Annotated in this window: 10 protein-coding genes; 5 read left to right on the forward strand and 5 right to left on the reverse strand. The window is 74.9% G+C overall.

Features of this window, described 5'->3' with window-relative positions; translation table 11 throughout:
* Positions 1 to 4: 4 nt before the first annotated feature.
* The gene (locus tag Ae150APs1_RS11705) at positions 5 to 2,482 is read right to left on the reverse strand and encodes a UvrD-helicase domain-containing protein (protein WP_075302017.1); all 2,478 of its coding nucleotides are present in this window, start codon (positions 2,480 to 2,482) and stop codon (positions 5 to 7) included.
* Between the two features lie 259 nt (positions 2,483 to 2,741).
* Between Ae150APs1_RS11705 and Ae150APs1_RS11710 the strand changes: the two genes are divergently transcribed.
* Positions 2,742 to 3,044, forward strand: coding sequence for a chorismate mutase (locus Ae150APs1_RS11710; protein WP_010228337.1), 303 nt, complete (start codon positions 2,742 to 2,744; stop codon positions 3,042 to 3,044).
* A 322-nt stretch (positions 3,045 to 3,366) separates the two neighbouring features.
* Positions 3,367 to 4,764, forward strand: coding sequence for a hypothetical protein (locus Ae150APs1_RS11715; RefSeq protein ID WP_075297504.1), 1,398 nt, complete (start codon positions 3,367 to 3,369; stop codon positions 4,762 to 4,764).
* Between the two features lie 134 nt (positions 4,765 to 4,898).
* Here the strand turns inward: Ae150APs1_RS11715 and Ae150APs1_RS11720 are convergent, their stop codons facing one another.
* Together Ae150APs1_RS11720 and Ae150APs1_RS11725 are read right to left on the reverse strand one after the other, a co-directional pair.
* Positions 4,899 to 5,579 carry a response regulator transcription factor gene (locus Ae150APs1_RS11720; protein WP_075297505.1) on the reverse strand — a complete coding sequence of 227 codons (681 nt, stop codon included), beginning with the start codon at positions 5,577 to 5,579 and terminating at the stop codon, positions 4,899 to 4,901.
* Positions 5,576 to 6,853, reverse strand: coding sequence for an ATP-binding protein (locus tag Ae150APs1_RS11725; RefSeq protein WP_075302019.1), 1,278 nt, complete (start codon positions 6,851 to 6,853; stop codon positions 5,576 to 5,578). Before Ae150APs1_RS11725 ends, Ae150APs1_RS11720 begins: the two co-directional genes overlap by 4 nt.
* A gap of 321 nt (positions 6,854 to 7,174) precedes the next feature.
* On the opposite strand from Ae150APs1_RS11725, the gene Ae150APs1_RS11730 reads away from it, so the two are divergent.
* Complete coding sequence (locus Ae150APs1_RS11730; RefSeq protein ID WP_075297506.1) at positions 7,175 to 8,443, forward strand: PspC domain-containing protein; 1,269 nt, start codon at positions 7,175 to 7,177, stop codon at positions 8,441 to 8,443.
* Positions 8,436 to 8,651 carry a hypothetical protein gene (locus tag Ae150APs1_RS11735; RefSeq protein ID WP_075297507.1) on the forward strand — a complete coding sequence of 72 codons (216 nt, stop codon included), beginning with the start codon at positions 8,436 to 8,438 and terminating at the stop codon, positions 8,649 to 8,651. Before Ae150APs1_RS11730 ends, Ae150APs1_RS11735 begins: the two co-directional genes overlap by 8 nt.
* Before the next feature lie 161 nt (positions 8,652 to 8,812).
* Here Ae150APs1_RS11735 and guaA read toward each other — a convergent pair whose 3' ends face one another.
* Together guaA and Ae150APs1_RS11745 are read right to left on the reverse strand one after the other, a co-directional pair.
* Positions 8,813 to 10,372: a glutamine-hydrolyzing GMP synthase gene (gene guaA, locus Ae150APs1_RS11740; protein WP_029239190.1), complete on the reverse strand. Its 1,560-nt coding sequence runs from the start codon at positions 10,370 to 10,372 to the stop codon at positions 8,813 to 8,815.
* A gap of 158 nt (positions 10,373 to 10,530) precedes the next feature.
* Positions 10,531 to 11,271, reverse strand: coding sequence for a TetR/AcrR family transcriptional regulator (locus Ae150APs1_RS11745; protein ID WP_249266306.1), 741 nt, complete (start codon positions 11,269 to 11,271; stop codon positions 10,531 to 10,533).
* A 174-nt stretch (positions 11,272 to 11,445) separates the two neighbouring features.
* Here Ae150APs1_RS11745 and Ae150APs1_RS11750 point away from each other — a divergent pair, with 174 nt between their 5' ends.
* A complete protein-coding gene (locus tag Ae150APs1_RS11750; protein ID WP_075297509.1) occupies positions 11,446 to 12,306 on the forward strand; it encodes a hypothetical protein in 861 nt (286 codons plus the stop codon).
* The last annotated feature ends 85 nt before the right edge of the window (positions 12,307 to 12,391 follow it).

Here is a 12,391-nt window from a genome sequence, read left to right on the forward strand (position 1 = left end):
CGGGCTACAGCTTCTGCATCGGGACGCCGCCGATCAGCATCAGGCGGACCGTCCCGCCCGAGCCGAAGTCGATCGTCACCGTCGCCCGCGGGCCGACGCCGTCCGCGGCGATCACCGTGCCCAGCCCGTACTTGTCGTGGTTGACGCGGTCGCCGACGTCGAGATGCAGCGAAGTGTTGTTCAGGCTGCGCTCGGGGACCTTCCAGTCCCCGCGGCCGCCCGACCCCGTCGCGCCCCGTCCGCCGGAGCGGCCGAAGCCGAACCGGCCCACCGGGGCGGACGGCCGCTCGGCCACCAGCTGCTCCTCGGTGCGCCGCCACTCGGTCAGCTCGGCCGGCACCTCGTCGAGGAACCGGGACGCCGGGTTGGTGCTGGGCTGCCCGAACGCCGACCGGACGATCGCGCGAGACACGTAGAGGCGCTGCTCGGCCCGGGTGATCCCCACGTAGGCGAGCCGGCGCTCCTCGGCGAGCTCCTTCGGGTCCCCCAGCGTCCGCAGGTGCGGGAAGATCCCGTCCTCCCAGCCGGTCAGGAACACGACCGGGAACTCCAGGCCCTTCGCGGTGTGCAGGGTCATCAGGGTGACGACGCCGGTGTCGTCGTCGGGGATGGAGTCGGCGTCGGCGACCAGGGCCACCCGCTCCAGGAACGCGGCCAGCGAACCGGGCTCGGGGGCACCGGCGTCGGTGTCGACGTCGTCGCCGGGGCTCGCCGGCGCCCCCGCAGCGGGAGCCGGGTCCTCGCCGGGGGCCGCTCCGGACCCGATCGCCCCGCCACCGGCGTCCGGGTCGGTGCTCAGTGCCTCCAGGTCGGCCACCGCGGCGTCACCGGCGAACTCGCGGGCCACGGTGACCAGCTCGGCGAGGTTGTCCATCCGGGTGCCGTCCTGCGGGTCCTCGGAGGCCTGCAGCTCCTCCACGTACCCGGTGCGGGCGTAGACCGCCTCCAGGATCTCCGCGGTGTCGTCGCCGCGCTCCACCAGTTCGCCGAGATCGTCGAGCATGCGGACGAGCCCGGCGATGTTCTTCTGCGAGCGCGTCGCCAGGGCCGGGAGCTTCGCGGGCTCCTCGGCCGCGGTGCGCAACGCCCGGGAGAACGACGTCCGCTCCCGCTCGGCGTACTCCGCGACGACCGACTCGGCCCGGTCCCCGATGCCGCGCTTGGGCACGTTGAGGATGCGCCGCAGGCTGACCGTGTCCTCCGGGTTGGACAGCACCCGCAGGTACGCGAGCGCGTCGCGGATCTCGCGGCGCTCGTAGAAGCGGACGCCGCCGACCACCTTGTACGGCATCCCGACCCGCAGGAACACGTCCTCGAAGACACGGGACTGGTTGTTCGTGCGGTAGAAGACGGCGATGTCGCTGTTGCGGTACTCGCCGGAGTCGACGAGCCGGTCGATCTCCCTCGCCACGAACGACGCCTCGTCGTGCTCGTTGTCGGCGACGTAGCCGACGACGCGTTCCCCGTCGCCCGCGTCGGACCACAGTCGCTTGTCCCGGCGCTCCGGGTTCCGGGCGATCACCGCGTTCGCGGCGGACAGGATCGTCTGCGAGGAGCGGTAGTTCTGCTCCAGCAGGATCGTCCGCGCGTCCGGGAAGTCCTGCTCGAACTCGATGATGTTGCGGATGTTCGCGCCGCGGAACGCGTAGATCGACTGGTCCGAGTCGCCGACCACGCAGAGCTCGGCGGGCTTCCCCTTCTCCGTGGCCGGGAGCACCAGCTGGCGGACCAGCTCGTACTGGGCGTGGTTGGTGTCCTGGTACTCGTCGACCAGCACGTGCCGGAACCGCCGCCGGTAGTACTCGGCCACCGCGGGCATCCGGTCCAGCAGCGAGACCGTCTCCATGATCAGGTCGTCGAAGTCGAACGCGTTCGCCTGCCGCAACCGGGACTGGTAGACGCCGTAGACCTCGGCGATCCGCCGCTCGTGGTCGGTGCCGGCACGCTCGGCCGCGTCGTCCGGCGACAGCAGCTCGTTCTTCAGGTTCGAGATCTGCGCGGCGAGGGCCCGCGGGGCGAACTTCTTCGGGTCGAGCTCCAGGTCCCGGCCCACGATGCCGACCAGGCGGCGGGAGTCGTCGGCGTCGTAGACCGAGAACGCGCTGCGCACGCCCAGGTGCTTGGCCTCGCGGCGCAGGATCCGCACGCACATGGAGTGGAACGTCGACACCCACATCGGGCCGGAGCGGCGACCCACGAGGCCGTCGACCCGCTCCTTCATCTCGGCCGCGGCCTTGTTCGTGAAGGTGATCGACATGATCTCGCCGGGGTGCACCCCGCGCTCGGCGAGCAGCCAGCCGATCCGGTGCGTGAGCACGCGCGTCTTCCCCGAGCCTGCTCCCGCGACGATGAGCAGCGGGGACCCGGCGTGGGTCACGGCCTCCCGCTGCCGGTCGTTGAGGCCCTCGAGCAGCTGCCGGCCGCGTGAGGTCGTCGGCTCGGCGACCGAGCTCGTCCCGGGGAGTTCGAACAGCGCACTCATCGTGTCGAACACGGTACGCCGGGGGTCCGACAGCCCGGCCCCGGCGGGTGGAACGACGACGCCCGCACCCCGCCGGTGGTCTACACTCGCGGCCGTGTACGACGACAGGCGATTTCGCTACGGGTTCCGGTCTCCGGCACCCGCTGCACACCCTGTCTGAGGACAGACCCCCCAGCGCGCCCCGGAGTCCGGCAGGACCCGGGGCGTTCGCATGTCCTCGGTCCTCGAGACCCGGTGACCGAGACGAGGAGCCACGACCGTGACCGAACCCGCCGTTTCCCACGCGCCGAGCGGGGACTCCGTCCCCACCGGCGCCGACTCCGAGATCGACGACCTCCGCAAGGAGATCGACCGCCTCGACTCCGAGATCCTCGACGCCGTCCTGCGCCGCACGGAGGTGTCGAAGCGGATCGGCGCCGCGCGGATGGCCGCGGGCGGGCCGCGGATCGTCTACAGCCGCGAGATGGCGGTGCTGGACCGGTTCCACGAGCTGGGCCCGGAGGGCCGGGAGCTCGCACTCATGCTGCTGCGGCTCGGCCGGGGGCGACTCGGCGGTCGCTGAGCGCGGGTCGCCGCCCGGGCCGCCGTCGTCGCGCTCCGCATCCGCCCGGGAACGACGACCATTCGGCGATTCACCAGAAGTGCACGGAATGTGACCGGGGTCGCTCCGGCCGGAAGACCGACCTGCGGTTTCCGACCCGGTGTCGTCGCAGACCGGTTGCCTCGGTGGTCAACGAACGGGGTGAGCGGTCGGTTACGCCCGTCGAACGGGAATCACCTGATCGGGTTACGCGCGACGAGCGGAGGGTCATCACTTGGGATCGGGCGAGGGTTCCGGTAGACCTTCCCGGGTCGAAACGACACCTGAAGGAGGACGTGCGGCCGTGACCGACACCCCTGCCGGAGCCCCGCTCCCCGGCGCCCCCGGCGCCCCCGGGCACCGTGAGGTCGTGAGTGTCGCCGAGCTTCTGGCCCGTCATGCGGCCGGCGCACGCGACTCCCGCCCCGGACCGCTGACCGGCCCGATCCTGTCCGTCGGCGATCTGCTGCGCCGCGAGGGCCGCGAGTCGGCCGCAGCTGTTCCCGCGTCCGACGTCCCCGCCGCCGGCGCGCCCGGCGGGTGGCCCGACATCGACCTCCCGCAGCCGCGCACCGAGGGTGCCCAGGGCTGGGCCGCCCGGCCGACGTCCGGGCGCCGGCGGGCCGGTGCGGTCGCCGGTGCGCTGGTCGCCGCCGGTTCGGTGCTCGGCGCCGCGATGTACAACGGCGCCGCCTCGCACGACTCCGACTCCCAGGCCGCCGCGGACGGCCTCTTCCCCGGCGTCGCGCTGCCCGCGGGTCAGGCGCCCGACACGCTGCCCGGCCAGTACCTGCCGGCGAACGTCGCGCTCTCGTCGCCGCTGCACGAGCTGCCCGGCACCGCGCCCGGAGCGACCGACTGGATGGACGTCGCGTTCCCGCAGCAGTCCGCCGCCGCGGGCACCCTGCGTCAGGTCTCGACCGGCACCGGTTCCGGAGCGGCCGCGGCGATCCCGGCCCAGCGCACCACGACGACGGCCGACGCGACCCCGCCCGCGGGATCCCCGGGCACGCCGTCCGGCAACGGCCCCACCGGGACCGGCTCCACCGGCACCGGCTCGCCGATCGGCGGGCTCGCACCGGTGCAGGCCCTCAACAACCCGGACCGGCCGTCCGCGCCGAACCTGATCGCGCCGCTCACCACGCCGAGCCCGTCCGCGGACGGCACGAGCACCGGTCCGCTGCAGGGCGTCACCGAACCGGTCCGGCCGGCCGTCGCCAGTGTCGCCGACGGCGTCGTGGCCCCGGTCGCGCGGGCAGCCGGCCCGGTGGGCCGGACCGTCGGCGGGGCCCTGGAGCCGGTCACCGGCGCCGTCGCCCCCGTCACGGACGCGGTGAAGCCGGTGACCCGCCCGCTCACCGACACCCTCGAGCCCGTCACGACGCCGGTGCTGGGTGCCCTGTCGCCCGTGACGGAGCCGGTCCTGGGCGCCACCGAGCCGCTGACCGGGCCGGTCCTGAAGGCCGCCGAGCCGGTCACCGGGCTGCTGGACACCTCGGCCGCGACGAAGAAGACCGACGGGTCCTCGGGCTCCTCCGGGAACGAGCGGACCCAGCCGCTGCAGAAGGTCACCGCGCCGGTCGGGAAGGCCCTCGGCACCGTGACCGAGCCGGTAGGGAAGGCCGCGTCGACGGTCACCGAGCCGGTCGGTGGGCTCGTCGGTGGCGTCACCGAGGGCGCCGGTTCCCTGCTGGGCGGCTGACCACCCCTTCCGAACGACGACGGCGCCGGCCCCGCGATCGGGTCCGGCGCCGTCGTCGTGCAGGGGGTAGCGACCTACACGAGCCTCCTGTCGGTGCCGATGCTCCTTCCGGCCCGCTCCGGTCGCTGCGCGACCTACACGAGCCTCCTGTCGGAAGCCCAGCGGGACAGCTCGTGCCGGTTCGACGTCTGCGTCTTCCGCAGCACGCTCGACACGTGGGTCTCCACCGTCTTCACCGAGATGAACAGCTCCCCGGCGATCTCCTTGTAGGCGTAGCCGCGCGCCAGCAGCCGCAGCACGTCGCGCTCACGCTTCGTCAGCTGGTCCACCTCCGGGTCCACCGGCGGCGCCGCCCCCGGACGGTCGGAGAACGCGTCCAGCACGAACCCGGCCAGCCGCGGGGAGAACACCGCGTCGCCGACCCGCACCCGGCGCACCGCGTCCGCCAGATCGCGCCCCGAGATCGTCTTGGTGACGTAGCCACGGGCCCCGGACCGGATGACGCTGATGACGTCCGCCGCCGCGTCGGACACCGACAGCGCGAGGAACACCGACTCCGTCCCCGCCGCCCGGGTGCGGCGCAGGATCTCGGCGCCCCCGCCACCGGGCAGGTGCACGTCCAGCAGCACGACGTCCGGCTCCAGGTGCGCGACACCGGCGACGGCCTCGTCCACCGAGCCCGCCTCGCCGATCACCTCGACGGCGGGCGACCGGCCGTCGCCGCGATCCAGCTCGGCGCGCACCCCCGACCGGAACAACGCGTGGTCGTCGACCAGGTAGACCCGGATCGGCCCGTCGGCCTCCGCGGAGCTCATGCCGTCCCCTCCCGTTCCAGCGGCATCGTCAGCCGCACCTCCGTGCCCTCGCCCGCACCGGTGCGGATCCGGACCGTACCGCCGTGCCGGCGCATCCGGGCGTGCACCGAGTCGGTGAGGCCGTGCCGGTCGCCGTCGACCGCGTCCGGGTCGAAGCCCTTCCCGCGGTCGCGGACGAACACCTCCGCGACGCCGGGGACCTCGTCGGAGGCCGGTTCGACCTCGACGTAGACGTCCACCTCCGCCGTCCCGGAGTGCTTGGCCGCGTTCACCATCGCCTCCCGCGCCGCGAGCACCAGGGCGCGCAGGTCGCCGTCGAGCTCGGCGTCGCCGACCAGCACCGGCCCGACGGCGACCGCATAGGTGTCCTCGACCTCCCCCGCCACGCGGGTGATCGCCGCGGACAGCGTCGTCTCCGCCGCCTCCGAGGGCGGCACCCCGGCGCCGCCGGTGGCACGCCCGCCGGGCCCGTACAGCCACGCCCGCAGCTCGCGCTCCTGTCCGCGGGCCAGCCGCTGCACCTCGCGGGAATCGCCCGCCTGGCGCTGGATCAGCGCCAAGGTCTGCAGCACCGAGTCGTGCAGGTGCGCGGCGATCTCGGTCCGCTCCGCCTCGACCGCGCGGGCCCGCCGTTCCTCGCCGAGATCGCGCACCAGCCGCACCCACCACGGGACGGTCAGCACCGCGACACCGAGCAGGGTCGCCAGCGCGGCCAGGATGCCGAACCGCACCTGGCCGAGGTCCAGGTTCCCCAGCAGGAACGCCATCAGCCCGGTCAGGACCAGGGCGGCCCCGAGCAGCGACCGCACCAGCGCGGCCCGGCCCCCGACGACGCGGGTGCGCGCGTCCCGCGCCCAGCGGCGGCGCTGCGCCTCGTCCGCCTCCCGCCAGACGACGGCCGCACCGACCGTCGCCAGCCCCAGCGGGCCGGCGATCCATCCGATCACCGAACCGGACGTGGCCGCGACCAGCGACAACCCCAGACCGAGGGTGAGCAGCCCGGCCGCCTGCAGCCGTTCGGAACGGGTCACCGTCCGCTCGGCCGCGGAGACCTCCTGCCGGACGAACACCCACAGCAGGCCGTACGCCAGTACGCCCGCCCAGCCCAGGAACGTCAGCAGGACGAACGCCGCACGCACCCAGCGCACGTCGACGCCGAGATGGTCGGCGACGCCACCCGCGACGCCGCCCAGCATCCGGCCGGACCGGCGCCGGGTGAGCGGCGCGGCGGGGGCGGCGGACGCGGCGACCCGCGCGGTCGTGCGGTCCCCCACCGGGGCCGGCTCCGTCCGCTCCTCCCCGGACACCGGCCCGGTCCGGTCAGCTCCGGCCACCGACTCGGTCCGGTCGGCTCCGGCCACCGGCCCGGTCCGGGCCTCGCCGGCCGTCGGCTCGGTCCGGGCCCCGGAAGCGGGGCCGGGTGGGGCCGGAGGCTCCGGCGGCGCACCGGCGGGCGCACCGCGGGCGGACGGGTTCGGGCTGTTCACGACTCCATCGTCACACGGTTCGCGGCCGTCCCCCTCCGGTCCGGTTCCGGGGTCGGCTCGGGGTTGTCCCCGAGACCGGGGGTCACCCGGCCGTGCAGGCTTGTCGTCATGAGCGGAACACAGGCCCGGACCCCGGGGCCACGCCGGGCGGGGGCGCAGGGCATGGACACCCTGCGGGAGATGTGGGAGTCCCGGCCGGTGCGGCCACGGGACGACCGGAAACTGGCGGGGGTCTCCTCCGCGATCGCCCGCCGCTACGACGTGGACCCGACGCTGGTGCGGATCGCGTTCGTCGTCGCCACGGTGACCGGCCCGGGCCTGCCGCTCTACCTCGCGGGCTGCGCCGTCCTGCCGGACGCCGGCCCGCCGGGTGCACCGCCGCAGCGGAACGCGCCGGCGTCGGTCCTCTCGATCACCCTGCTGACGATCGCGGGCCTCCTGGCGATCCCGCTCGTCACCTCGGCCGAACGGCTGGTGGCCACGGTGGTCGCAGTGGGGCTGCTGGTGGCCCTGCACCTGACCCGCGGCGGACGGCCCGCGGCCCGGACGGCGGCCACCGCCGCCACCCCGGCCGTCCCGTGGGCGGCGGCGCCGGGCGCCACGGGCCCCACCGGCGCGGTGCACCCGGCGATGCCGGGAGACCCGGAGCGCACGCCGCCGTCGTGGGACCCGCTCGGCGTCGCACCGTTCGCCTGGGACCTGCCCGAGCCGGGACCGGAGCCGGTGCCCCCGCCCGCGCCGCGCTCGAAGCTGACGCCGGTCACGCTGGCCGTCGCACTCGTCGTCGCCGGGATGGTGGGTGTGATCGTGCTGGCCGCACCGGGCGTCCTGCCGCTGTCCGCGGTGCCGGGGGCGGCGCTCGCCGTCGTTGGGGTCGGGCTGCTGATCGGCGCGTTCCGGCGGGTGGGGCGCTGGCTGATCCCGTTCGCACTGGTGCTGGCCCTGCTGACCGGCCTGACCTCGCTGGTGAACGGCGCGTTCGGCCCGGACGGCTGGGCGGTCCGCGGCGGCGTCGGCCCGATCGTGGAGGCCCCTGCGACAGCGGCACAGGTCGCGCCCGAGTACCGGCGCGGCTCCGGGACCATCGACCTCGACCTCACCCGGATCGACCTGACCCCGGCGCCCGGGGCCGAGGGCCCGGTCCGCACCCGCGCCGAGGTCGGCGCCGGCGCGATCACCGTGCGGGTACCCGAGAACGCCGATCTCGTCGTCCGCGGGTCGGCCGGGCTCGGCGACGTGACGATCGACGGTCAGTCCCGGACCGGGGAGAACTCGGACCTGGCCGTCACCGACCCCGGGCCGGACGGCCCCGGCGGGCGGGTACTGGAACTCGACCTGCGGGCCGAGATGGGAGTCGTGGAGGTGCAGCGTGGCTGAGACCGAGGTCGGACGTCGCCGGCCGGACGTGGTCGCCCTGGTGGCGGGGACCCTCGCCCTGCTCGTGGCGGTCTCCGGGCTGACCGGGGTGGGCCCGTGGGAGTTCGTCGACCTGCGCTGGCTGCTCGCCGGGACCGCCGTCGTCGCCGGGATCGCGTTCCTGGTGGCGAGCCTGCGTAACTCCCGGGCCCCCTCCGACGACAACTAGTCAGCGACACCACACGTGGGGGTCGCCGGCGCGCTGGGGAGCGTCGCCGGCGCCCACCGCCGCCCGTGCGGCCGCGGACCCGACGGGGGTCGGGGACGCAGGCCCGGGCAGGCCGGGGCGGGACCGGGAACACCGGTCCCGCCCCGCTCGACGTCCGGGGGTCACTCCCACTCGATGGTGCCCGGCGGCTTGCTCGTCACGTCCAGCACGACCCGGTTCACCTCGGACACCTCGTTGGTGATCCGGGTGGAGATCCGCTCGAGGACCTCGTAGGGCAGCCGGGTCCAATCCGCGGTCATCGCGTCCTCGCTGGACACCGGACGCAGGACGATCGGGTGGCCGTAGGTGCGGCCGTCGCCCTGGACGCCGACGCTGCGGACGTCGGCGAGCAGCACCACCGGGCACTGCCAGATCTGCTGGTCCAGCCCGGCCGCGGTCAGCTCCTCGCGGGCGATCGCGTCGGCCGCCCGCAGCGTCTCCAACCGGTCGTGGGTGACCTCGCCGATGATGCGGATACCCAGGCCGGGGCCGGGGAACGGCTGCCTGCCGACGATCACCTCGGGCAGCCCCAGCTCCGCACCGACCATGCGGACCTCGTCCTTGAAGAGCGCCCGCAGCGGCTCGACCAGAGCGAACTCGATGTCGTCCGGCAGCCCGCCGACGTTGTGGTGGCTCTTGATCGTGGCCGTGCCGTCGCCACCGCCGGACTCGACGACGTCCGGGTAGAGCGTGCCCTGCACCAGGAAGCCGACGTGGTGGTCGGCGACGACCTCGGCCGTCGCGGCCTCGAAGACCCGGATGAACTCCCGGCCGATGATCTTGCGCTTCTCCTCGGGGTCGGTGACCCCGGCGAGCGCGTCGAGGAACCGGTCGGCGACGTCGACGGTGTGCAGCGTCGCCCCGGTCGCGGCGACGAAGTCCTTCTCCACCTGCTCACGCTCACCGGCACGGAGCAGCCCGTGGTCGACGAACACGCAGGTCAACCGGTCCCCGATCGCGCGCTGCACGAGCGCACCGGCGACCGCGGAGTCCACCCCGCCGGACAGCGCGCAGATCGCGTGGCCGTCGCCGACCTGCGCCCGGATCGCGTCGACGGTCTCGTCGATGATCGACGCGGTCGTCCAGGTCGGGGTGATGCCGGCGACGTCGTGCAGGAACCGCCGCAGCACCTCCTGCCCGTGCGGGGAGTGGCCGACCTCCGGGTGGTACTGGACGCCGGCCAGGCGCCGGTCGGTGTCCTCGAACGCGGCGACCGCGACCCGGTCCGACGACGCCGTCACCGTGAACCCGGCGGGCGCCGCGGTCACCGAGTCGCCATGGCTCATCCAGACCGGGTGCGTCGCCGGCAGCCCGCCGTGCAGCGTGCCGGGGGTGCCCGACAGTGCGATCTCGGTGCGGCCGTACTCCCGGGTGCCATCGTGCGCGACCTCGCCGCCGAGCGCGCGGGCCATCGCCTGGAAGCCGTAGCACATGCCGAAGACCGGGATGCCGGCCTCGAAGAGCGCCGGGTCGACGGCCGGGGCGCCGTCCGCGTACACGCTGGCCGGGCCGCCGGAGAGGATCACGGCGGCGGGGGCGCGGTCGACGATCTCGGACACCGGCGTCGACGCGGGGACGATCTCGGAGTACACGTCCGCCTCGCGCACCCGGCGGGCGATCAGCTGCGCGTACTGGGCGCCGTAGTCGACGACGAGGACGGTCGGGGTCTGCACGCCGTCCAGGGTAACGACGCGACCGGCGTCACCCGGTGCCCGCACCGCCCGGCCGGGGCCGGCCCCGCCGCCCGTTCCCACGCACGCCGCTTCCACCGCACGTACGGGGCCGGATCGACGTCGTCCAGCTGCTCCCGGCCGAGCCGGCGCCCGTCGCCGGACGCGGATCATCCCGCCAGCCGCTCGATCCCGTCGAGGATCAGGCCGAGACCGAACTCCCAGTCGCCGTCGGCGTCCTCCTCGTCGAACCCGCCCGCGTACCAGAGCCGGTTCATCGACGGGAACCGCTCCTCGCTGAAGTAGCTCCCCCAGAACCCGGCGCGGGTGGCGTAGTGGTCGTCGCGGTCGACACCGGTGCGGGACGCCACCGACGTGTCGGTGATCTTCGCCCGGGCCGCGCCGAAGACGTGCGACTCGATCAGCCCCGCCGACCGGACGACCGTCACCGGGTCCAGCCCGGCCAGCGAGACCGCGCGGTAGAGGTCCTCCTGGACGTCGAGCACGTGGGGCCCCAGCGGCATCCGCCACAGGTTCGAGCTGATCAGCCACGGGTGCTTGCGGTACATCCGCCACGCCTCGTGCGCGTGGAACTCCGCCTGCGCCCGCCACCCGAGGTCCCGGGCGGGCAGCTCCCGCGTCCCCCACGCGCGATCGACCATGAGCTCGAACAGCTCGTCCCGGCCGGGCACGTAGGTGTAGAGGCTCATGGCGCCGACCCCCAGCTCCTGGGCGACCTTGCGCATCGACAGCTCGTCGACCGAGCGGGCGGCGACGGCCATGCCCGCCTCGACGACGCGGTCGAGCGTCAGCTTCTGCCGCGGACCGCGCCGTGGCGGGGCCGGCGGGTCCCAGAGCAGCTCGATCATCGCCTGGCCCTCGGGCGTCCCCCACCCCTGCTGATCCGTCACCGAACTCCCTCGCCGACTCTTCGTACGGCGTACCCTATCGGCCCCGTGCCTCGTCCCTCCGATCATCGATCCTGATGATCGACGCCGCCGGGGCCCGCACACCGGTAACGACGCACCGGCGTTCGGCCGATCAGGGGTACGTCCGCTCCGCACGACTCCCCCGGAGGCACCGAGATGGCCAGCACCCCGACCGGCGACCCCGGGACGGTCGACGCCGCGGCGACGATCCCGGCCCAGCGCACCGAGGCCGGCGTCCCGCCCGGCGCGGTCGCGTCGCCGCAGCCGGGCCCCGGGGTGCTGCCGGACCGGGCGATCCCGGAGCAGCGCCCGGCTCCCGCCCGGACCGTGGCCCCGGCGCCCGGTACGCCGACGCCGGACGACACCGCCCTGCCGGTTCCCGCCGGCACCACGGAGCCGGGTCCGGCCCTGCCCGTCACCCGGGCCCGCGCGTTCCGCACGGCGGTACTGCCGGTGTTCCTCGGCGCCGCCGTCGCCACCGCCACGATCGCCGCGACCGGGCTGCTGCTGACTCCGTCGTCGTCCTCGCCGCTGCCCACCCCGGCCACCGTGACCGGCTCCGGAGCACCGCTGCCCCGGATCGCGCCGCTCTCCCCCGCCGCGGCGGCCGCACTCGTCGACGCGGTGCCCGGCACCGCGCTGTCGGCCGCCGATCCGGTGGTCGCGCTGACCGCGTGGCGGGACAACGGCGGCCTCGGCCACCTCGTCGCGATCGGCGACGGGTTCGACCGGCTCGCCGCCGCCGCGGGCCGGCAGGACGCCGTCGAGCTCGCCGTCGCCTGCGGGACGCTGCAGACCGTGATGCGCGACGCCCGCGGCTACGACGCGGTGCCGGACGCCGTCGCGCAGGGCCACTGGACCGCGCTGCTCGACCACGGCTCGGCCGCCGCGACCGCCTGCATGTCCGGGGCGCTGACGTTCGACGCCCGGCAGCTGACCACCTTCACCGAGCAGTCCGCCCTGGTCCGCCAGGACCTGACCGCAACAGCGACCCGAATCCACACCGCCCTGACCTGACCCCGCCACACCCTTCCCACGAGCCGGACGCTCACCGGTTCCGGCGGTGCGCACCCGATCGCGTGCGCGGACACCGATCCCGTGA

This window comes from Pseudonocardia sp. Ae150A_Ps1 (genome assembly GCF_001932315.1).
Classification (GTDB): Bacteria; Actinomycetota; Actinomycetes; order Mycobacteriales; family Pseudonocardiaceae; genus Pseudonocardia.